This window comes from Streptomyces sp. NBC_00252 (assembly GCF_036187565.1).
In the GTDB taxonomy this organism is placed as follows: Bacteria; Actinomycetota; Actinomycetes; order Streptomycetales; family Streptomycetaceae; genus Streptomyces.
The window spans coordinates 5,919,775-5,941,264 of sequence record NZ_CP108087.1 but is presented as its reverse complement, the minus strand read 5'-3'; the positions used below and the strand labels follow the sequence as shown (position 1 = coordinate 5,941,264).

Here is a 21,490-nt window from a genome sequence, read left to right as displayed (position 1 = left end):
CTGTGGTCAGTCGAATGGCTCCCGTCACATGGCGCGACAGATCCGGCCGGAACAAGCTGCTGGGGCGGGACCGCGGAGGCCCGCCACGCCCAGAACGGACGGCGCGCCGTGCGTGCGGACGCCTCCCGAAGCCAAGGAGCCCCCACCATGTCCCCTCGGTCCCTGCAGGGTGCCGTCAAGGCCGCCGCCGCGATGGCGACCGCCGCGGCCTTCGCGCTGACCGCCGCCCCGGCCCACGCCGCGTCCTACCCCGACCCGTCGGTGTGGACCCAGCTGAGCAAGACGACCCAGGCCACCTCCAAGTACGGGTACGAGGGGTTCGCGGCGGCCGGCGGCTACGCGCGCACCGACACCTGCGTCGCCGACCCGACCTCGGGCGGCATGGGCTACCACTACGTCAACCCGGCGAACATCGGCTCGGTCGACCCGCAGAAGCCCGCGGCCCTCGTCTACGCGGACGGGTTCACCAACGAATACACGGGCACGTCCAGCGGCGGCGCGCGCAAGCTGGTCGCGGTGGAGTGGGTCGTGAAGGACTCGGGGCAGACCGCGCCGACGCTGTTCGGGCAGACCTTCCAGAAGGATCAGCTCCCCGGCTACTTCACCCTGCACGCCTGGCTCTACAAGCCCAACTCGGCGGGCCTGTTCGCCGCGTGGAACCCCGAGGTCGTCTGCCCGGCGGTCTGACCGCACACGCGAAGGCCCCGGCTCCCACGAAGGGAACCGGGGCCTTCGGTCTGTGCTCAGCGCACGAACACGCCGGCCTGGTTGGCCAGGTCCAGGAAGTACTGCGGGGCCACACCGAGGACGAGCGTGGCCGCCACGGCCACCCCGATCGTCGCCATGGTCAGCGGGGACGGGACCGCGACGGTGGGACCGTCCGGCCGCGGCTCGCTGAAGAACATGAGCACGATCACGCGGATGTAGAAGAACGCCGCGATGGCCGACGACAGCACACCGACCACGACCAGCGGGGCCGCGCCACCGGACGCCGCCGCCTTGAACACGGCGAACTTCCCGGCGAAGCCCGCCGTCAGCGGAATGCCCGCGAAGGACAGCAGGAACACCGCGAACACGGCCGCGACCAGCGGTGACCTGCGTCCGAGCCCCGCCCACTTCGACAGGTGCGTCGCCTCGCCGCCCGCGTCCCGGACGAGCGTGACGACCGCGAAGGCGCCGATCGTCACGAACGAGTAGGCACCCAGGTAGAACAGCACGGACGAGACGCCGTCCCGGGTGGTCGCGATGACACCCGCGAGGATGAAGCCCGCGTGGGCGATCGACGAGTACGCCAGGAGCCGCTTGATGTCGGTCTGGGTGATCGCGACGATCGCGCCGCCCAGCATCGTGATGATCGCCACGCCCCACATGACGGGCCGCCAGTCCCAGCGCAGGCCCGGCAGCACGACGTAGAGCAGCCGGAGCAGTGCTCCGAAGGCGGCCACCTTGGTGGCGGCGGCCATGAAGCCGGTGACCGGGGTGGGCGCGCCCTGGTAGACGTCGGGCGTCCACATGTGGAACGGCACCGCGCCGACCTTGAACAGCAGCCCCATGACGATCATCGCGCCGCCGATGAGCAGCAGCGCGTCGTTGCCCATGGTGTCCGCGAGGGCGGGGTTGATGTTGGTGATGGAGCCGTCGACGACCTGGGAGATCGTGGAGTACGACATCGAGCCCGCGTAGCCGTAGAGCAGCGCGATGCCGAACAGGGTGAACGCGGAGGCGAAGGCGCCCAGGAGGAAGTACTTGACCGCGGCCTCCTGCGACAGGAGCCGCTTGCGGCGGGCCAGGGCGCACAGGAGGTAGAGCGGGAGCGAGAACACTTCCAGGGCGACGAACAGGGTCAACAGGTCGTTGGCCGACGGGAAGACGAGCATTCCGGCGACCGCGAAGAGCAGGAGCGGGAACACCTCCGTGGTGGTGAACCCGGCCTTGACGGCGGCCTTCTCGCTGTCGCTGCCCGGTACGGACGCGGCCTGCGCGGCGAACGAGTCGACCCGGCTGCCGTGCGCCTCCGGGTCGAGCCTGCGCTCGGCGAAGGTGAACAGGCCGACCAGTCCGGAGAGCAGGATCACGCCCTGGAGGAACAGGGAGGGCCCGTCGACGGCGATCGCGCCCATGGCCGCGATGTGCGCCTTGGTGGTGCCGTACCCGTCCGCCGCGAGCGCCACGACCGCCGCGAAGGCGGCACACAGCGCTACGGCGGACACGAACACCTGGGTGTAGTAACGGGACTTGCGCGGGACGAACGCTTCGACCAGCACCCCGATGAGGGCCGCGCCGAGGATGATCAAGGTGGGCGACAATTGCCCGTACTCGATCTTCGGCGCGTCGATCTTCGAGATCGGGTCGGCCGCGGTTGCCGCCGTTGTCCACAGGCTGTGGACGGCTGTTGCGCTCACTTGGCCGCCTCCACCGAGGGCTTGGGATCCTTCTTGTGTACGTCGGACAGGGTCTGCTTGACCGACGGGTTCACGATGTCCGTGACGGGCTTCGGGTAGACGCCCAGGAAGATCAGCAGCACGATCAGCGGGGCGACCACCAGTAGTTCACGCGGGCGCAGGTCCGGCATCGAGGCGACCTCGGGCTTGACCGGGCCGGTCATCGTCCGCTGGTAGAGGACCAGGGTGTACAGCGCGGCGAGGACGATGCCGAGGGTGGCGATGATCCCGATCGCGGGGTAGCGCGAGAACGTGCCGACCAGGACCAGGAACTCGCTCACGAAGGGCGCGAGTCCGGGCAGCGACAGTGTGGCCAGACCACCGATCAGGAAGGTGCCGGCGAGCACCGGGGCGACTTTCTGCACCCCTCCGTAGTCGGCGATCAGACGCGAGCCGCGCCGCGAGATCAGGAAGCCGGCGACGAGCATCAACGCGGCCGTGGAGATGCCGTGGTTGACCATGTAGAGCGTCGCGCCGGACTGCCCCTGGCTGGTCATCGCGAAGATGCCCAGGATGATGAACCCGAAGTGCGAGATCGACGCGTACGCCACCAGCCGCTTGATGTCCCGCTGCCCGACCGCGAGCAGTGCGCCGTAGATGATGCTGATCACGGCGAGGACGAGGATCACGGGCGTGGCCCACTTGCTGGCCTCCGGGAACAGCTGGAGGCAGAAGCGGAGCATCGCGAAGGTGCCGACCTTGTCGACGACCGCCGTGATCAGTACGGCGACCGGGGCCGTGGCCTCGCCCATCGCGTTCGGCAGCCAGGTGTGCAGCGGCCACAGGGGCGCCTTCACCGCGAAGGCGAAGAAGAAGCCCAGGAACAGCCAGCGTTCGGTGTTGGTCGCCATGTGCAGCGAGCCGTTGGCCCGCGCCTGCGCGATCTCCGCGAGCGAGAAGTTTCCGGCCACCACGTAGAGACCGATCACCGCCGCCAGCATGATGAGGCCGCCGACCAGGTTGTAGAGCAGGAACTTGACGGCCGCGTACGACCGTTGGGTGGCCGCCGCCTCGTCGCCGTGCTCGTGGGCCCGGTCCCCGAAGCCGCCGATGAGGAAGTACATCGGGATCAGCATGGCTTCGAAGAAGATGTAGAAGAGGAAGACGTCGGTGGCCTCGAAGGAGATGATCACCATCGCCTCCACCGCAAGGATGAGGGCGAAGAAGCCCTGGGTGGGCCGCCAGCGCTTGTTGCCGGTCTCCAGGGGGTCGGCGTCGTGCCAGCCGGCCAGGATCACGAACGGGATCAGCAGGGCGGTGAGCGCGAGGAGCGCGACCGCGATGCCGTCCACACCCAGTTCGTAGCGGACCCCGAAGGCGGCGATCCAGGCGTGGGACTCGGTGAGTTGGTAGCGGGCGCCGCCCGGGTCGAAGCGCACCAGGACCGTGACGGCCAGCGCGAGCGTCGCCAGCGAGACCAGCAGCGCCAGCCATTTCGCGGCGGTGCGCCGGGCGGCCGGGACGGCGGCCGTGGCCACCGCCCCGAGGGCCGGAAGCGCCGCCGTCGCTGTCAGGAGGGGAAAGGACATCGGTATCAGACCGCCCTCATCAGCAGGGTCGCGGCGACGAGGATGGCCGCACCGCCGAACATCGAGACCGCGTACGACCGCGCATAGCCGTTCTGCAGCTTGCGCAGCCTTCCGGAGAGGCCGCCCATGGAGGCCGCCGTGCCGTTGACGACGCCGTCGACCAGGGTGTGGTCGACGTAGACCAGGGAGCGGGTGAGGTGCTCGCCGCCGCGCACCAGGACGACGTGGTTGAAGTCGTCCTGGAGGAGGTCGCGGCGGGCGGCCCGGGTGAGCAGCGAGCCGCGCGGGGCGACGGCAGGGACCGGCTTGCGGCCGTACTGCGCCCAGGCGATCGCGACGCCGACGATCAGGACCACCATGGTGGCCAGGGTGACCGTCAGGGCGCTGACCGGGGAGTTGCCCTCCTCGTGGCCGGTGATGGGCTCCAGCCAGTGCAGGAAGCGGTTCCCGATCCCGAAGAAGGCGCCCGCGCCGACCGAGCCGATCGCCAGGACCATCATGGGGATGGTCATGGTCTTCGGGGACTCGTGCGGGTGCGGCTCGTTGCCGTTCTCGTCGGGCTGCCAGCGCTTCTCCCCGAAGAAGGTCATCAGCATCACGCGCGTCATGTAGTACGCCGTGATGGCCGCGCCCAGCAGGGCCGCGCCGCCGAGGATCCAGCCCTCGGTGCCGCCCTTGGCGAAGGCCGCCTCGATGATCTTGTCCTTGGAGAAGAAGCCGGACAGGCCCGGGAAGCCGATGATGGCGAGGTAGCCGAGGCCGAAGGTGACGAACGTGATCGGCATGTACGAGCGGAGGCCGCCGTACTTGCGCATGTCGACCTCGTCGTTCATCCCGTGCATCACGGAACCGGCGCCGAGGAAGAGCCCGGCCTTGAAGAAGCCGTGCGTCACCAGGTGCATGATCGCGAAGACGTAGCCGATGGGGCCGAGTCCCGCGGCGAGCACCATGTAGCCGATCTGCGACATGGTCGAGCCGGCGAGGGCCTTCTTGATGTCGTCCTTCGCGCAACCGACGATCGCACCGAACAGGAGCGTGACGGCGCCTACGACGGTGACCACCAGCTGTGCGTCCGGCGCGCCGTTGAAGATCGCTCCGGAGCGGACGATCAGGTACACGCCGGCGGTCACCATGGTCGCCGCGTGGATGAGGGCCGAGACCGGGGTCGGGCCCTCCATCGCGTCGCCGAGCCAGGACTGCAGCGGGACCTGGGCGGACTTGCCGCAGGCCGCGAGGAGCAGCATCAGGGCGATGCCCGTGAGCTTGCCCTCGGAGGCGTCACCGACGTGGCTGAGGACCGGCCCGAAGGCGAACGTCCCGAACGTGGTGAACATCAGCATGATGGCGATCGACAGGCCCATGTCGCCGACCCGGTTGACCAGGAAGGCCTTCTTCGCGGCGGTGGCCGCGCTGGGCTTGTGCTGCCAGAAGCCGATCAGCAGGTAGGAGGCGAGACCGACGCCTTCCCAACCGACGTACAGCAGCAGGTAGTTGTCGGCGAGGACGAGGATCAGCATCGCCGCGAGGAACAGGTTCAGATAGCCGAAGAAGCGGCGCTTGCGCTCGTCGTGCTCCATGTACCCGATCGAGTACAGGTGGATCAGCGAGCCGACGCCGGTGATCAGCAGGACGAAGGTCATCGACAGCTGGTCGAGGCGGAAGGCGACGTCCGCCTGGAAGCCCTCGACGGGGACCCAGGTCCACAGGTGCTGCATGAGCGTCCGGTGCTCGGCGCTCTTCCCCAGCAGGTCGGTGAAGAGGACGACACCGATCACGAAGGAGGCGGCCGCGAGGATCGTGCCGATCCAGTGGCCGACGGCGTCGAGCCGTCGGCCGCCGCACAGCAGTACGGCCGCTCCGAGCAGAGGCGCCGCTACCAGCAGCGCAATCAGGTTCTCCACGATTCAGCGACCCCTCAGAGCTTCATCAGGCTGGCGTCGTCGACCGAGGCCGAGTGGCGGGAACGGAACAGCGACACGATGATCGCGAGCCCGACCACGACCTCCGCGGCGGCGACGACCATCGTGAAGAAGGCGATGACCTGACCGTCGAGATTGCCGTGCATCCGGGAGAAGGTGACGAACGCGAGGTTGCAGGCGTTGAGCATCAGCTCGATGCACATGAACACGACGATCGCGTTCCGCCTGATCAGCACTCCGGTGGCGCCGATCGTGAACAACAGGGCGGAGAGATAGAGGTAGTTGACGGGGTTCACTTCGACGCCTCCTCGGTCCGCTTGAGGTTCGCCGGCTCGATCTCGGTGCGCTCCAGGCGCTCCTCGGCGCGCTGCTCCAGGGCCCGCAGATCGTCGAGCGCCTCGCTGGACACGTCACGGATCTGGCCGCGGTCACGGAGCGTCTTGCTGACCGTGAGCTCGGACGGGGTGCCGTCGGGCAGCAGGCCCGCGATGTCCACCGCGTTGTGCCGGGCGTAGACGCCCGGGGCGGGGAGCGGCGGGACGTGCTTGCCCTCGCGGACGCGCTGCTCGGACAGCTCGCGCTGGGTCTTGGGCCGCTCGGTGCGCTCGCGGTGCGTGAGCACCATGGCGCCGACGGCGGCCGTGATCAGCAGGGCGCCGGTGATCTCGAAGGCGAACACGTACTTCGTGAAGATGAGGGCGGCCAGGCCCTCCACGTTGCCGTTGGCGTTGGCCGTGCTCAGGCCGCCGAACTGGGTGAGCGAGGCGTTGCCGATGCCCGCGAAGAGCAGGATGCCGAAGCCGAGCCCACAGAGAAGGGCCAGCCAGCGCTGGCCCTTGATGGTCTCCGTGAGGGAGTCGGCGGCCGTGACGCCGACCAGCATCACCACGAAGAGGAACAGCATCATGATCGCGCCGGTGTAGACGACGATCTGCACGATGCCCAGGAAGTAGGCGCCGTTGGCGAGGTAGAAGACCGCCAGGATGATCATGGTCCCGGCGAGGGAGAGCGCGCTGTGCACGGCCCTCCGCATGAGGACGGTGGACAGGGCGCCGATCACCGCGACCGTGCCGAGGACCCAGAACTGGAAGGCCTCTCCGGTGGAGGTGGAGTAGGCGGCGGCTGCGAGCTGCGTGCTCATGCCTCCACCTCCTCTTCCTTTTCCTTGGGCTTCTCGCCCTTGGAGACGGCGACCTGGGGCACCGTGCCGGGGGCGGCCTCCGTCACCAGGCCCCGGTAGTAGTCCTGTTCGTCCATCCCCGGGTAGATGGCGTGCGGGCTGTCGACCATGGTCTCTTCGAGGCCGGCCAGCAGCTGTTCCTTGGTGTAGATGAGGTTGGCGCGGCTGCTGTCCGCCAGCTCGAACTCGTTGGTCATCGTCAGCGCGCGCGTGGGGCACGCCTCGATGCACAGGCCACACAGGATGCAGCGGGCGTAGTTGATCTGGTAGACGCGGCCGTACCGCTCGCCCGGCGAGTAGCGCTCCTCGTCGGTGTTGTCGGCGCCCTCCACATAGATGGCGTCGGCGGGGCAGGCCCAGGCGCACAGCTCGCAGCCGACGCACTTCTCCAGGCCGTCCGGATGGCGGTTGAGCTGGTGCCGTCCGTGGAACCGGGGGGCGGTGGTCTTCTCCTGCTCCGGGTACTGCTCGGTCAGCCGCTTCTTGAACATGGCCTTGAAGGTCACGCCGAAGCCGGCCACGGGGTTCTGGAAGCCAGGCTTCGTCTGCCCGGTCTCCTTTGGCTCCTCAGCCATCGGACGCCTCCTTTCCATCCAGGGATCCGTCACTGCCAGTGTCCGGCCCACCACTGACAATCAACTCCCGCTCGCGGCGCGAGGGGCGCCGCGGCACCGGAGGCAACTCCTGTCCCGGCAGCGGCGGTACGGGGAATCCGCCCGCCATCGCGTCGAACCCGGCGGGTTCCTCGGCCAGTTGCGCGTCGTCCTTGGCCTTCTGGCGGAACATGTCCGCGATGAAGGACAGCAACAGCAGGACGAGCACACCGCCGCCGACGTAGAGGGCGATGTCGGCGAAGTCGTAGTTCTCGTTCTTCAGGGTCCGTACGGTCGCGACGAGCATCAGCCAGACCACGGAGACCGGGATGAGGACCTTCCAGCCGAGCTTCATCAACTGGTCGTAGCGCACGCGCGGGAGGGTGCCGCGGAGCCAGATGAAGAAGAACAGCAGCAGCTGGACCTTGATGACGAACCAGAGCATCGGCCACCAGCCGTGGTTCGCGCCCTCCCAGAAGGAGCTGATCGGCCACGGGGCCCGCCAGCCGCCCAGGAAGAGCGTGGTCGACACCGCGGAGACCGTCACCATGTTCACGTACTCGGCGAGCATGAAGAGCGCGAACTTGATGGACGAGTACTCGGTGTTGAAGCCGCCGACCAGGTCGCCCTCGGACTCCGGCATGTCGAAGGGGGCGCGGTTGGTCTCCCCGACCATCGTGATGATGTAGATGATGAAGGAGACCGGCAGCAGGATGATGTACCAGCGGTCGTGCTGTTGTTCAACGATCGTCGACGTCGACATCGACCCGGAGTAGAGGAACACCGAGGCGAACGCGGCGCCCATCGCGATCTCGTAGGAGATCATCTGCGCGCAGGACCGCAGCCCGCCGAGCAGCGGGTACGTGGAGCCGGAGCTCCAGCCGGCGAGGACGATGCCGTAGATGCCGACCGAGGCGACCGCGAGGATGTAGAGCATCGCGATCGGCAGGTCGGTGAGCTGCATCGTGGTGCGGTGGCCGAAGATCGACACCTCGTTGTCGGCGGGCCCGAAGGGGATCACCGCGATCGCCATGAAGGCCGGGATGGCCGCGATGACCGGCGCGATGATGTAGATCAGCTTGTCCGCGCGCTTGACGATCAGGTCTTCCTTGAGCATCAGCTTCACGCCGTCGGCGAGCGACTGGAGCATGCCCCAGGGGCCGTGGCGGTTGGGGCCGATGCGCAGCTGCATCCAGGCGACGACCTTGCGTTCCCAGACGATCGAGAACAGCACGGTGATCATCAGGAAGGCGAAGCAGAACACCGCCTTGACGACGACCAGCCACCAGGGGTCGCGGCCGAACATCGAGAGGTCTTCGGCAGCGAGGTACGGGTACGGGCTCATGCCTCCACCTCCTTGGGGGCTTCGGCGGCGGGCGTGGCCGGGCCGATGCGGACGAGTGCGCCGGGCAGCGCCCCGGTGTCGGAGGCGACGCCCCCGCCGACGGAGTTCAGCGGGAGCCAGACCACCCGGTCGGGCATCTCGGTGATCCGCAGCGGGAGTTCGACGGTTCCGGCGCCGCCGGTCACGGCCAGCGCGTCGCCGTCCTTGACGCCCGCCTCGGCGGCCGTGGCGGCCGACACGCGCGCGTGGGCGGCGTGCCGGGTGCCGGCGAGCGCGTCGTCGCCCTCCTGGAGCGCGCCCTGGTCGAGCAGCAGCCGGTGCCCGGCGAGCACGGCCTCCCCGGCGGCCGGCCGGGGCAGCACGCCCGCGGTCTCCAGCGGATCGCTGGCCCGCGGCCCGTCCCAGGCACCGAGCCGGTCCAACTCCGCGCGCGCGGTGCGCAGATCGGGCAGCCCCAGGTGTACGTCCATGGCGTCGGCCAGCATCTGCAGGACGCGGGCGTCGGTGGGGGCGAGGGTGCGGGTCATCTGGTCGGGCTTGAGCGCCGCGTCGAAGAAGCGGACCCGGCCCTCCCAGTTGAGGAAGGTGCCCGCCTTCTCGGCGACCGCCGCGACCGGGAACACCACGTCGGCGTGTTCGGTGACCTCACTGGGCCGCAGTTCGAGCGACACCAGGAAGCCCACTTCGTGCAGGGCCGCACGCGTGCGTGCCGGGTCGGGCAGATCGCCCGCCTCCACACCGGCGACGACCAGCGCCCGCAGTTCACCGCCGGCGGCGGCCTCGACGATCTGACCGGCATCGCGGCCGTAGCGGTGCGGGAGTTCGGCGACGCCCCAGGCGACGGCGACCTCCTCACGCGCGCGTGGGTCGGTGGCCGGACGGCCGCCCGGCAGCAGCGACGGCAGCGCACCCGCCTCGATCGCCCCGCGTTCCCCGGCCCGGCGCGGAATCCACACCAGCTGGGACCCGGTCGCGAACGCGGCCCGTACGGCGGCGGTCAGTCCCCCGGCGACGGCGGCAAGCCGCTCGCCGACGACGATCACCGCGCCCTCGGAGCGCAGCGCCTCCGAAGCACTCGCGCCGTCATTCTCAAGGCCGACGCCGCTCGCGAGCGCGTCCAGCCACTCGGTCTCGGTGCCCGGAGCGGCCGGCAGCAGCGTGCCGCCCGCCTTCTCCAGACCCCGCGTGGCGTGGGTCGCGAGCGAGAACACCCGCTGCCCGTGCTTCCGCGCGGCCTTGCGCAGCCGCAGGAAGACGCCGGGCGCCTCCTCCTCGGACTCGAACCCGACCAGCAGGACGGCGGGCGCCTTCTCCAGGGAGGTGTACGTGACGCCGTTGCCGTCGAGATCCCGGCCGCGGCCCGCGACCCGGGCGGCCAGGAAGTCGGCCTCCTCGCTGCTGTGCACACGCGCGCGGAAGTCGATGTCGTTGGTGTCGAGCGCCACGCGCGCGAACTTGCTGTACGCGTAGGCGTCCTCGATGGTGAGGCGCCCGCCGGTCAGCACACCGGTGCGGCCCCGCGCGGCCGACAGCCCCTGGGCGGCGGCCTCCAGGGCCTCCGGCCAGGACGCGGGCTCCAGGACCCCGTCCGCGTTCCGCACGAGGGGCGTCTGCAGCCGGTCGCGCTGCTGCGCGTACCGGAAGGCGAAACGCCCCTTGTCGCAGACCCACTCCTCGTTGACCTCGGGGTCCACGGCGGCCAGGCGCCGCATGACCTTGCCGCGCCGGTGGTCGGTGCGGGTCGCGCAGCCCCCGGCACAGTGCTCGCACACCGACGGCGTGGAGACCAGGTCGAAGGGACGCGAGCGGAATCGGTACGCCGCCGAGGTCAGCGCGCCCACCGGGCAGATCTGGATGGTGTTCCCGGAGAAGTACGACTCGAAGGGGTCGCCCTCACCGGTGCCGATCTGCTGGAGCGCGCCCCGCTCGACCATCTCGATCATCGGGTCGCCCGCGATCTGGCTCGAGAAGCGGGTGCAGCGCGCGCACAGCACGCACCGCTCGCGGTCCAGGAGTACCTGGGTGGAGATCGGGACCGGCTTCTCGTAGGTCCGCTTCCGGCCCTCGAAGCGGGACTCGGCGTTGCCGTGGGACATCGCCTGGTTCTGCAGGGGGCACTCGCCGCCCTTGTCGCAGACCGGGCAGTCCAGCGGGTGGTTGATGAGCAGCAGCTCCATCACACCGTGCTGCGACTTCTCCGCGACCGGCGAGGTGAGCTGGGTCTTGACGACCATGCCGTCCGTGCACGTGATCGTGCAGGACGCCATCGGCTTGCGCTGGCCCTCGACCTCGACGATGCACTGGCGGCAGGCGCCGACCGGGTCGAGGAGGGGATGGTCGCAGAACCGGGGGACCTCGATGCCGAGTTGCTCGGCGGCGCGGATGACCAGGGTGCCCTTGGGCACGCTGATCTCGGCGCCGTCGATCGTCAGCGAGACGAGATCCTCGGGCGGGACCGCCGCTTCGCCCCCTCCGGAGGGGGCGTTCGTGGTCACCGTCATGCGTTCACCTCCGTGCGGTCGGCCCAGGCCGTGGACTTGGCCGGGTCGAAGGGACAGCCCCGGCCCGTGATGTGCTGCTCGTACTCCTCGCGGAAGTACTTGAGCGAGGAGAAGATCGGCGAGGCGGCGCCGTCGCCGAGGGCGCAGAAGGACTTGCCGTTGATGTTGTCGGCGATGTCGTTCAGCTTGTCGAGGTCGGACATGACGCCCTTGCCGGCCTCGATGTCGCGCAGCAACTGCACGAGCCAGTACGTCCCTTCACGGCACGGTGTGCACTTGCCGCAGGACTCGTGGGCGTAGAACTCGGTCCAGCGGGTGACGGCACGCACCACGCAGGTCGTCTCGTCGAAACATTGCAGAGCCTTGGTGCCGAGCATGGAACCCGCGGCACCGACTCCTTCGTAGTCAAGAGGGACGTCGAGGTGCTCGTCGGTGAACATCGGCGTGGAAGACCCGCCCGGCGTCCAGAACTTGAGGCGGTGTCCGGCCCGCATCCCGCCGCTCATGTCGAGCAGCTGGCGGAGGGTGATGCCGAGCGGCGCCTCGTACTGACCGGGAGTGGTGACATGGCCGCTGAGCGAGTAGAGCGTGAAGCCCGGAGACTTCTCGCTGCCCATCGACCTGAACCATTCCTTGCCTTTTTGCAGAATGGCGGGAACTGACGCGATCGACTCGACGTTATTCACCACAGTCGGGCATGCATAGAGGCCCGCGACCGCAGGGAAAGGGGGACGGAGCCGCGGTTGACCACGGCGGCCTTCGAGCGAGTCGAGCAGCGCGGTCTCCTCGCCACAGATGTACGCGCCCGCACCCGCGTGCACGGTGAGCTGGAGATCGAGTCCGCTGCCCAGGATGTTCTCGCCGAGGAAGCCGGCCGCGTAGGCCTCGCGCACGGCCTCGTGCAACCGCCGCAATACGGGGACGACTTCACCACGCAGATAGATGAAGGCATGAGACGACCTGATGGCGTAACACGCGATGACAATGCCCTCGATGAGGCTATGCGGGTTGGCGAACAGGAGCGGGATGTCCTTGCACGTCCCGGGCTCCGACTCGTCGGCGTTGACAACTAGATAGTGCGGTTTTCCATCCCCTTGGGGAATGAATTGCCATTTCATTCCGGTGGGGAAGCCGGCGCCACCGCGACCGCGCAGACCGGAGTCCTTCACATACGCGATGAGGTCGTCCGGCGACATCGCGAGCGCCTTGCGGAGCCCCTCGTATCCCTCGTGCCTCCGGTACGTGTCCAGAGTCCAGGACTCGTCCTCGTCCCAGAAGGCCGACAGCACGGGTGCGAGCAGCTTCTCGGGGCTGTGGTCTTTCAGTTCGGGTGCCAAGGTCATCACTCCCCCTCCTCGGCGACAGGCCCCGCCGGGTGGGCGGGGTCGGAGGCCGACGTGTCCTGCGGCGCATCGTGCGAACTGAGGTGCTCGGTCGTCGGCGACTCGTCCTGCGGAGCACCCGAGCCCCGCGGATGGACCACGCGCGCGGGTGCGGTCTCTCCCCTGGCCAGGCGGAGGCCCACCAGTGACGCGGGTCCCGCACCGCCGCTCGCCTCGACGGCCCCTGGCCGCTCGTCGGGGAAGCCGGCGAGAATCCGCGCGGTCTCCTTGAAGGTGCACATCGGCGCCCCGCGCGTGGGCTCCACCGGAGCGCCCGCGCGCAGGTCGTCGACGAGACGCCGGGCGCTGGCGGGGGTCTGGTTGTCGAAGAACTCCCAGTTGACCATCACGACCGGCGCGAAGTCGCAGGCCGCGTTGCACTCGATGTGCTCCAGGGTGACCTTGCCGTCGTCGGTGGTCTCACCGTTGCCGACGCCCAGGTGCTCCTGGAGCGATTCGAAGATCGCGTCGCCGCCCATCACCGCGCACAGGGTGTTGGTGCAGACCCCGACCTGGTAGTCACCGCTCGGCCGGCGCCGGTACATGGAGTAGAAGGTCGCCACGGCGGCGACCTCGGCCGTCGTCAGCTGCAGCAGGTCCGCGCAGAACTGCTGTCCTGTGCGCGTGACATGACCCTCCTCCGCCTGCACGAGATGCAGCAACGGCAGGAGGGCCGAGCGGGAGTCCGGGTAGCGGGCGATGATCTCCCGCCCGTCGGCCTCCAGCCGGGCCCGGACGTCGTCCGGGTAGGCGGGCGCGGGCAGTTGGGGCATGCCCAGACTGACGCCCTGCTCCGAAGAACTGGTGGTCACCGGTCGACGCCTCCCATCACGGGGTCGATGGACGCGACGGCGACGATGACGTCGGCGACCTGGCCGCCCTCGCACATCGCCGCCATGGCCTGAAGGTTGGTGAAGGACGGGTCCCTGAAGTGGACCCGGTAGGGGCGGGTGCCTCCGTCGGACACGGCGTGCACCCCGAGTTCGCCCTTGGGCGACTCGACCGCCGCGTACGCCTGTCCCGGCGGCACGCGGAAGCCTTCGGTCACCAGCTTGAAGTGGTGGATCAGGGCCTCCATGGAGGTGCCCATGATCTGCTTGATGTGGTCGAGCGAGTTGCCCAACCCGTCCGGCCCGAGCGCGAGTTGGGCGGGCCAGGCGATCTTCTTGTCGGCGACCATGACCGGGCCGGGCTGCAGCCGGTCCAGGCACTGCTCGACGATCCGGAGCGACTGGCGCATCTCCTCGAGGCGGATGAGGAAGCGGCCGTAGGAGTCGCAGGTGTCGGCGGTCGGGATGTCGAAGTCGTACGTCTCGTAGTCGCAGTACGGCTGCGCCTTGCGCAGGTCGTGCGGCAGGCCGGTGGAGCGCAGGATCGGGCCGGTGGCGCCGAGGGCCATGCAGCCGGCCAGGTCGAGGTAACCGACGTCCTGCATACGGGCCTTGAAGATGGGGTTCCCGGTGGCGAGCTTGTCGTACTCGGGGAGGTTCTTCTTCATCTTCTTGACGAACTCGCGGACCTGGTCCACCGCGCCGGGCGGCAGGTCCTGGGCGAGTCCGCCGGGGCGGATGTACGCGTGGTTCATCCGCAGGCCCGTGATGAGCTCGTAGATGTCGAGAATCATTTCACGATCGCGGAATCCGTAGATCATGATCGTGGTGGCGCCGAGCTCCATGCCGCCGGTGGCGATGCACACCAGGTGGGAGGACATCCGGTTCAGCTCCATCAGGAGCACCCGGATGATCTTCGCCCGCTCGGTGATCTGCTCCTCGACGCCGAGGAGTTTCTCGACGGCGAGACAGTAGGCGGTCTCGTTGAAGAAGGACGTCAGGTAGTCCATGCGCGTCACGAACGTGGTGCCCTGCGTCCACGTGCGGTACTCGAGGTTCTTCTCGATCCCGGTGTGGAGGTAGCCGATGCCGCAGCGGGCCTCGGTGACCGTCTCGCCGTCGATCTCCAGGATGAGCCGGAGCACTCCGTGCGTGGAGGGGTGCTGGGGCCCCATGTTGACGACGATGCGCTCGTCGTCGGCCTTGGCCGCGGACTGGACGACCTCGTCCCAGTCGCCACCGGTGACCGTATATACGGTCCCCTCGGTGGTCTCGCGCGCCGAGGCGGCGGATGCGGATGCTGACTGCGTGCTCACGAGTACGACCTCCGCTGGTCCGGAGCCGGGATCTGGGCGCCCTTGTACTCGACGGCGATGCCGCCGAGGGGGTAGTCCTTGCGCTGCGGGTGGCCCTGCCAGTCGTCCGGCATCATGATCCGCGTCAGGGCCGGGTGACCGTCGAAGACGATCCCGAAGAAGTCGTACGTCTCGCGCTCGTGCCAGTCGTTGGTCGGATAGACCGTGACCAGGGACGGGATGTGCGGATCGCTGTCCGGGGCGCTGACTTCGAGGCGGATCAGCCGGTTGTGGGTGATCGAGCGCAGGTGGTAGACGGCGTGCAGCTCGCGGCCCTTGTCGTGCAGGTAGTGCACCGCGCTGACGCCGGTGCAGAGCTCGAAGCGCAGGGCCGGGTCGTCGCGCAGGGTCTGGGCGACGCGCACCAGGTGCTCGCGTTCGATGTGGAAGGTGACCTCGTCGCGGTCGACGACCGTCTTCTCGATCGCGTTGCCGGGCAGCAGGCCCTGTTCCTCCAGGGCGCCCTCCAGCTCGTCGGCGACCTCGTCGAACCAGCCGCCGTAGGGTCGGCTCGCGGCCCCCGGGAGGCGGACCGAGCGGACCAGGCCGCCGTAGCCGGAGGTGTCGCCGCCGTTGTTGGCGCCGAACATGCCGCGCTGGACGCGGATCTCCTCACCGCCGTCGCCGCGCTGGCCGGGGAGGTTGGAGGCACCCAGGTCCTTCTCCGGGTTGACTCCGTTGGTGCCGTTCGCGTCACTCACCGCAGCAGGCCCTTCATCTCGATGGTGGGCAGTGCCTTGAGCGCCGCCTCCTCCGCCTCACGGGCCGCCTCCTCGGCGTTCACGCCGAGCTTGGAGGACTGGATCTTCTGGTGGAGCTTGAGGATCGCGTCCATGAGCATCTCGGGCCGTGGCGGGCAGCCCGGGAGGTAGATGTCGACCGGGACGATGTGGTCGACGCCCTGCACGATCGCGTAGTTGTTGAACATGCCGCCCGACGAGGCGCACACGCCCATGGAGATGACCCACTTGGGGTTCGGCATCTGGTCGTAGACCTGCCGCAGCACCGGCGCCATCTTCTGGCTGACCCGGCCCGCGACGATCATCAGGTCCGCCTGGCGGGGAGATCCGCGGAAGACCTCCATGCCGAAGCGCGCCAGGTCGTAGCGTCCGGCGCCGGTCGTCATCATCTCGATGGCGCAGCAGGCGAGGCCGAACGTCGCCGGGAAGACGGATGCCTTGCGCACCCAGCCCGCGGCCTGCTCGACGGTCGTCAGCAGGAAACCGCTCGGCAGCTTTTCTTCGAGTCCCATGGTCTAAGGCCCCTCAGTCCCATTCCAGGCCGCCGCGCCGCCATACGTACGCGTACGCGACGAAGACGGTGAGCACGAAGAGCAGCATCTCCACGAGCCCGAAAACACCCAGGGCGTCGAAGGTGACGGCCCAGGGGTAGAGGAAGACGATCTCGATGTCGAAGACGATGAAGAGCATCGCCGTCAGGTAGTACTTGATGGGGAAGCGCCCGCCGCCGGCCGGCGTGGGGGTCGGCTCGATGCCGCACTCGTACGCTTCGAGCTTGGCCCGGTTGTACCGCTTCGGACCGATCAGCGTGGCCATGACCACGGAGAAGATCGCAAAGCCTGCCCCGAGGGCTCCCAGTACGAGGATGGGCGCATACGCGTTCACCGCTCCTCGCTCCTCTCAGTCGGCACTGACTGCTGGCGATGGCATCGGGTCCGCTTCCGGCTCACGTGTCCCTCAACCCCCGTTCGTCCCAACGAAGATCGCGAACATGTGAAGCAGGTCACAAGCCCAACTGCCTCGCATCTTATGCCCGGCGCTCTGTGATCTGCGACACGGGGTATTGCACAAGCTTTGTGATCTCCACCACCTGACGAACGATCATCAAGCCGGATGAGCGGTGATCTTCGCACGCGAAGCGTCCGAGTGATCACGAGAGGTGACATTCATGCTCGTCACCGCAGGCAGAGGGGGTCGTCTCCATATCAAGAGGGTTCTCTTGCATGCAAATTGGAGTTGGACGCGGCGGCTTGATAGTGGAAGCGCGTTCACACATCAGGGGGAGGTCCGCGGCACGGTGTGGACGCGTGCACGCGTTCACGAAGTCACCCGCCGGCGGTACCCACGCAGGACGCACGCATTCCGGTAACCGTTCCGTGACCTCCGCCACACTCATGAGAGGCCCATGAGAGCGGGGCTTGGCCACCTGTCCCAACAGGTGGTAAGCAGCGGGCAATTCGGGCGTACCGACGAAAGACCGTGATCACGGGCCTGATCGCCCAGGTCCGCAATGTCCGTTACGGCGTCAATAAGGAACGACACACCCGGGGTTGATGAGGCCCATTGAACAATTGTGGCGCAGCACACGTTTCTTGAAGGTATGGAGGAGCCCCTGATACCGGTTGGTCTCATGTCCCACACCGCTCACATACGCAGCCACCGGAAACCCCGCCGCAGCGCGACGACGAACATCGCCGTGCGGGCCGGAGTTGCCGGTGGCGTTCTCAGCATGGCGGCGGCGGGTGCAGCCTCGGCCAACGCTGCCGAGACGACACAGACCCTGCAACTGCCCACCCTGACCGCCGACCTGGCCACCCAGGTCGCCCAGTCCGCCGAGGCCACGCAGCAGGCCGCGGCGAACTACCAGCTGCAGGCGGAGCGCGACACGGCCGCCGCGAATGCCGCGAAGCAGGCGAAGGCGGACCTCGCCGACGCCAAGAAGAAGGCGGAGGCCAAGAAGAAGGCGGCCCAGGAGGCCGCTCGCAAGGCCGCTGCGGAGCGCGCGGCCTCGCGCAGCTCCGAGCGGACCACCCTGTCCGCGGCGACGACCACAAGCGCCTCCACGAGCACCAGCTCGTCGACGGCGACCGGTTCGGCCGCGGCCATCGTGTCCTTCGTGAAGGCGCAGATCGGCAAGTCGTACGTCCTGGGCGCCACCGGCCCCAGTGCCTACGACTGTTCGGGACTCGTCGGCGCCGCCTTCAAGCAGGTCGGCATCAGCCTGCCGCGTGTCTCCCAGGACCAGTCGACCGCCGGTACTCAGGTCTCCCTGAGCAACCTGCAGGCCGGCGACATCCTGTACTGGGGAAGCGCGGGCAGCGCGTACCACGTGGCGGTGTACGTGGGCGACGGCATGTTCGTCGGCGCGCAGAACCCCTCCACCGGCATCGTGGAGCGGCCGCTGTCCTACGACATGCCGACCGGTGCGGTGCGGGTGCTCTGAGCCCGCGCACGACGCCGTGAGCATGGGACCGCTGCCGCTCGGGGGCAGCGGTCCCCTCGGCGTTCCTTCCGGTCACCCCGGACCCACGGGGCGTTCCCACTACCGGAGTTCGCCGCTTCCCTGACAGGCTTTCTTCTCCTGTTCGGCTAACCAGTACGCCGGACGTCAAACCGGAGGAGAGCAATCCATGCCACGTGTCTTCGTCCAGGGCAGCCCCGTCGACTCCTATCCCCGGCCCGCGCCCGACGCCCGCCGCGGTTCCGTGCGACGCGTCACCGAGGTCGGCGAGGAGGTCCTGCACCGCCCGTCCCGGGACGTCACCGAGTTCGGGCCCGACCTCGCCGCGCTCATCGACGACATGTTCCTCACCATGTACGTCGCCGACGGAGCCGGCCTCGCGGCCAACCAAGTGGGCGTGGATCTGCGCCTGTTCGTGTACGACTGCCCCGATGACGATGGTGTCCGACATGTCGGGCACATCGTCAACCCGGTCCTCGACCCGCTCGACCCGGCCGGGCGCCGGCTGCTCGACGAGGGCGAGGGCTGCCTGTCGGTGCCGGGCGCCCTGATGGACGTACCGCGTCCGGACCGGGCCGTGGTGCGCGGGCTCGACAAGGACGGCGCCCCGCTCGTCATCGAGGGCACGGGGTACTTCGCGCGTTGCCTCGCCCATGAGACCGACCACGTCAACGGCCGGGTGTACCTGGACCGGCTCTCCAAGCGGGACCGCAAGGAGGCGCTGCGGCAGATGGCGGACCGGCGCGACGAGGTGTTCGCCCGCCGGGCCGCCAAGACAGCCGCACTCAGCGGCTGATCCCACCCGAGCCGTGGGGCCGGGCCCGAAGACCCGCCCCACGGCTGCCGCTACGCCTTGGGCGCCACCTTGCTCAGGCCGTTGATGATGCGGTCCATCGCGTCGCCGCCCGTCGGGTCGGTGAGGTTGGCCAGCATCTTCAGGGTGAACTTCATCAGCAGCGGGTGCGTCAGGCCGCGCTGGGCCGCGATCTTCATGACCTTCGGGTTGCCGATGAGCTTCACGAAGGCGCGGCCCAGCGTGTAGTAGCCGCCGTAGGTGTCCTTGAGGACCTGCGGGTAGCGCTGCAGGGCCAGTTCACGCTGGGACGGGGTGGCGCGGGCGTGGGCCTGGACGATGACGTCGGCGGCGATCTGGCCGGACTCCATGGCGTAGGCGATGCCCTCGCCGTTGAAGGGGTTCACCAGGCCGCCGGCGTCGCCGACCAGCAACAACCCCTTCGTGTAGTGGGGTTGACGGTTGAAGGCCATCGGGAGGGCGGCGCCGCGGATCGGGCCGGTCATGTTTTCGGGGGTGTACCCCCAGTCCTCGGGCATGGACGCGCACCACGCCTTCAGCACCTCGCGCCAGTCGAGCTCCTTGAAGGAGTCGGAGGTGTTGAGGACGCCGAGGCCGACGTTCGAGGTGCCGTCGCCCATGCCGAAGATCCAGCCGTAGCCGGGCAGCAGGCGGTCCTCGGCGCCGCGGCGGTCCCACAGCTCCAGCCAGGACTCCAGGTAGTCGTCCTCGTGGCGGGGCGAGGTGAAGTACGTCCGTACGGCCACGCCCATCGGGCGGTCCTCGCGGCGGTGCAGGCCCATCGCGAGGGAGAGGCGGGTGGAGTTGCCGTCGGCGGCGACCACCAGGGGCGCGTGGAAGGTGACTTCGCGTTTCTCCTCGCCGAGCTTGGCGTGGACGCCGGTGATCCGGCCGGTGCGCTCGTCGAGGATCGGGGCGCCGACGTTGCAGCGCTCGTAGAGGCGGGCGCCTGCCTTCTGGGCGTTGTGCGCGAGCTGCTCGTCGAAGTCGTCGCGCTTGCGGACGAGGCCGTAGTCGGGGAAGGAGGCGAGGTCGGGCCAGTCCAACTGGAGGCGTACACCGCCGCCGATGATCCGCAGGCCCTTGTTGCGCAGCCAGCCGGCCTCCTCGGAGATGTCGATGCCCATGCCCACGAGCTGCTTGGTGGCGCGCGGGGTGAGGCCGTCGCCGCAGACCTTCTCGCGCGGGAACTCGGTCTTCTCCAGCAGGAGGACGTCGAGTCCGGACTTGGCGAGGTGGTAGGCGGTGGCGGAGCCGGCTGGCCCCGCGCCGACGACGATCACATCGGCGGTGTTTTCGGAGAGGGGCTCGGTCACGGCGGGATCTCCCCAAGTTCGGAATCTGCGTGCCGACGGGCACTGGACATGGGCAGTCTATTCAGCGCCACTGATCACCAGGCTGAAGGGCTGCCCCGTGAACCGAGCTCTCCCCGCAGTACGGCTGCGTGTCCCCACCGACGAGGACGCCGTCGCCTGGCACCGGGCCTTCGACCACCCCGATGTCATGGAGTTCCACGGCGGCCGGACCGCGGAGCTGTCCGTCTACGAGGAGTTGACCGCCCGCCAGCGCCGGCACGACGCGGAACGCGGTTTCTGCCTGTGGACGATGCTCGACGACACGGACCGCGTCATCGGCTTCACCGGCGCGCAGCCGTGGCCGCACGAGTGGGGTCCGAAGGGCGAGATCGAGATCGGGTGGCGGCTGGGACGGGAGTTCTGGGGCCGGGGGTATGCCACGGCGGCCGCGGAGACGACCCTGGAGCGGGTGCGGGCGGCCGGGGTGCCGAGCGTGGTGGCGATGGTCCTGGCCCGCAACACGCGGTCGATCGCGGTGACCCGGCGGTTGGGCATGGAGCTCGTCGAGGTTTTCACCACGCCCACGCGCGAGGAGGAGGGCCACTGCTACCGGCTCGAACTGTGACTCTAGGTAACCGTCCGCTACAGAACGACACTTGACGCTTCCGGTCGGGACCGGACCGGGGTTACCCTTCCGGTACCGCTGGGGGTGACATCTGTGCGCATAACACTCAAAACACCCGAAGTGCGCGTGCCGCGGCTCGTCGGCCTGATGGCCGTGGACGCGCGCGAGACGGCCCGGTCGCGCGGGCTGCTCATCAACTCTCCGGACCGCCCCGACTTCCACCTCGTCGTCGTCGACTACGTCGTACGGCAGTACCCGCAGCCCGACGCCGAGGTGCCGCGGGACTCCGTGGTCTACGTCTGGTGCGACTTCGGCGAGGGCGACGGCGGGGGCGGCATACGCGAGCCGCGCATCCCCCGGCCGCCGGGCGGCGGAATGCAGCGCGAACTGGACGAACCGCCGGGCGACCCGTACTTCGAGGTGCTCAGGTAGCTGCTCAGGTAGCAGGGGATCAGCCGGCCGATCCCCCGCGCGGGCCCC

General features: G+C 68.9%; 20 protein-coding genes. 5 read left to right on the top strand and 15 right to left on the bottom strand.

All coding sequences use genetic code 11. The features are described from left to right. The first annotated feature begins 147 nt into the window (after nt 1–147). Nucleotides 148–687 (top strand): hypothetical protein, encoded by a 540-nt coding sequence (locus tag OHT77_RS26210; protein WP_328830908.1) that lies wholly within the window; start codon nt 148–150, stop codon nt 685–687. Nucleotides 688–743: 56 nt separating this feature from the next. Here OHT77_RS26210 and nuoN read toward each other — a convergent pair whose 3' ends face one another. From nuoN to OHT77_RS26140, 14 genes are read right to left on the bottom strand one after another with little or no spacing between them, the layout of a single operon-like run. Beyond that, nucleotides 744–2,402: an NADH-quinone oxidoreductase subunit NuoN gene (gene nuoN / locus OHT77_RS26205; protein ID WP_328830907.1), complete on the bottom strand. Its 1,659-nt coding sequence runs from the start codon at nt 2,400–2,402 to the stop codon at nt 744–746. After that, complete coding sequence (locus OHT77_RS26200) at nt 2,399–3,970, bottom strand: NADH-quinone oxidoreductase subunit M (protein ID WP_328830905.1); 1,572 nt, start codon at nt 3,968–3,970, stop codon at nt 2,399–2,401. The genes nuoN and OHT77_RS26200 overlap by 4 nt, the downstream gene beginning before the upstream one ends. A 5-nt stretch (nt 3,971–3,975) precedes the next feature. Then, nucleotides 3,976–5,871 (bottom strand): NADH-quinone oxidoreductase subunit L, encoded by a 1,896-nt coding sequence (gene nuoL / locus OHT77_RS26195; RefSeq protein WP_328830904.1) that lies wholly within the window; start codon nt 5,869–5,871, stop codon nt 3,976–3,978. A 14-nt stretch (nt 5,872–5,885) separates the two neighbouring features. After that, nucleotides 5,886–6,185, bottom strand: coding sequence for an NADH-quinone oxidoreductase subunit NuoK (gene nuoK, locus OHT77_RS26190; RefSeq protein WP_016437642.1), 300 nt, complete (start codon nt 6,183–6,185; stop codon nt 5,886–5,888). Next, complete coding sequence (locus OHT77_RS26185) at nt 6,182–7,030, bottom strand: NADH-quinone oxidoreductase subunit J (protein WP_328830903.1); 849 nt, start codon at nt 7,028–7,030, stop codon at nt 6,182–6,184. Before OHT77_RS26185 ends, nuoK begins: the two co-directional genes overlap by 4 nt. Continuing rightward, nucleotides 7,027–7,644 carry an NADH-quinone oxidoreductase subunit NuoI gene (gene nuoI, locus OHT77_RS26180; RefSeq protein WP_328830902.1) on the bottom strand — a complete coding sequence of 206 codons (618 nt, stop codon included), beginning with the start codon at nt 7,642–7,644 and terminating at the stop codon, nt 7,027–7,029. The genes OHT77_RS26185 and nuoI overlap by 4 nt, the downstream gene beginning before the upstream one ends. Continuing rightward, on the bottom strand, nt 7,637–9,007 hold the full coding sequence (gene nuoH / locus OHT77_RS26175; RefSeq protein ID WP_328830901.1) for an NADH-quinone oxidoreductase subunit NuoH: 1,371 nt from the start codon (nt 9,005–9,007) through the stop codon (nt 7,637–7,639). The genes nuoI and nuoH overlap by 8 nt, the downstream gene beginning before the upstream one ends. After that, nucleotides 9,004–11,508 (bottom strand): NADH-quinone oxidoreductase subunit G, encoded by a 2,505-nt coding sequence (locus OHT77_RS26170; protein ID WP_328830900.1) that lies wholly within the window; start codon nt 11,506–11,508, stop codon nt 9,004–9,006. Before OHT77_RS26170 ends, nuoH begins: the two co-directional genes overlap by 4 nt. Next, nucleotides 11,505–12,851, bottom strand: coding sequence for an NADH-quinone oxidoreductase subunit NuoF (gene nuoF, locus OHT77_RS26165; protein WP_384881347.1), 1,347 nt, complete (start codon nt 12,849–12,851; stop codon nt 11,505–11,507). Before nuoF ends, OHT77_RS26170 begins: the two co-directional genes overlap by 4 nt. After that, complete coding sequence (gene nuoE, locus OHT77_RS26160; protein WP_266769542.1) at nt 12,851–13,702, bottom strand: NADH-quinone oxidoreductase subunit NuoE; 852 nt, start codon at nt 13,700–13,702, stop codon at nt 12,851–12,853. Before nuoE ends, nuoF begins: the two co-directional genes overlap by 1 nt. Continuing rightward, nucleotides 13,699–15,036 carry an NADH-quinone oxidoreductase subunit D gene (locus OHT77_RS26155; protein ID WP_328830898.1) on the bottom strand — a complete coding sequence of 446 codons (1,338 nt, stop codon included), beginning with the start codon at nt 15,034–15,036 and terminating at the stop codon, nt 13,699–13,701. The genes nuoE and OHT77_RS26155 overlap by 4 nt, the downstream gene beginning before the upstream one ends. After that, complete coding sequence (locus OHT77_RS26150; protein WP_328830897.1) at nt 15,033–15,776, bottom strand: NADH-quinone oxidoreductase subunit C; 744 nt, start codon at nt 15,774–15,776, stop codon at nt 15,033–15,035. The genes OHT77_RS26155 and OHT77_RS26150 overlap by 4 nt, the downstream gene beginning before the upstream one ends. Then, nucleotides 15,773–16,327 (bottom strand): NuoB/complex I 20 kDa subunit family protein, encoded by a 555-nt coding sequence (locus OHT77_RS26145; RefSeq protein WP_007383964.1) that lies wholly within the window; start codon nt 16,325–16,327, stop codon nt 15,773–15,775. The genes OHT77_RS26150 and OHT77_RS26145 overlap by 4 nt, the downstream gene beginning before the upstream one ends. Before the next feature lie 13 nt (nt 16,328–16,340). After that, nucleotides 16,341–16,700, bottom strand: coding sequence for an NADH-quinone oxidoreductase subunit A (locus OHT77_RS26140; protein WP_007383963.1), 360 nt, complete (start codon nt 16,698–16,700; stop codon nt 16,341–16,343). A 745-nt stretch (nt 16,701–17,445) separates the two neighbouring features. Between OHT77_RS26140 and OHT77_RS26135 the strand changes: the two genes are divergently transcribed. Beyond that, the gene (locus tag OHT77_RS26135) at nt 17,446–18,258 is read left to right on the top strand and encodes a C40 family peptidase (RefSeq protein WP_266769545.1); all 813 of its coding nucleotides are present in this window, start codon (nt 17,446–17,448) and stop codon (nt 18,256–18,258) included. A 187-nt stretch (nt 18,259–18,445) separates the two neighbouring features. Then, nucleotides 18,446–19,072: a peptide deformylase gene (def, locus tag OHT77_RS26130; protein ID WP_328830896.1), complete on the top strand. Its 627-nt coding sequence runs from the start codon at nt 18,446–18,448 to the stop codon at nt 19,070–19,072. A 50-nt stretch (nt 19,073–19,122) separates the two neighbouring features. Here def and OHT77_RS26125 read toward each other — a convergent pair whose 3' ends face one another. Then, on the bottom strand, nt 19,123–20,406 hold the full coding sequence (locus tag OHT77_RS26125) for a geranylgeranyl reductase family protein (protein WP_266769549.1): 1,284 nt from the start codon (nt 20,404–20,406) through the stop codon (nt 19,123–19,125). A 97-nt stretch (nt 20,407–20,503) separates the two neighbouring features. Between OHT77_RS26125 and OHT77_RS26120 the strand changes: the two genes are divergently transcribed. Both OHT77_RS26120 and OHT77_RS26115 read left to right on the top strand, forming a co-directional pair. After that, complete coding sequence (locus tag OHT77_RS26120; protein WP_328830895.1) at nt 20,504–21,010, top strand: GNAT family N-acetyltransferase; 507 nt, start codon at nt 20,504–20,506, stop codon at nt 21,008–21,010. 120 nt (nt 21,011–21,130) lie between these two features. Continuing rightward, entirely contained in the window at nt 21,131–21,442 is a 312-nt protein-coding gene (locus OHT77_RS26115) for a PASTA domain-containing protein (RefSeq protein ID WP_328830894.1), read from the top strand. Nucleotides 21,443–21,490 lie beyond the last annotated feature (48 nt).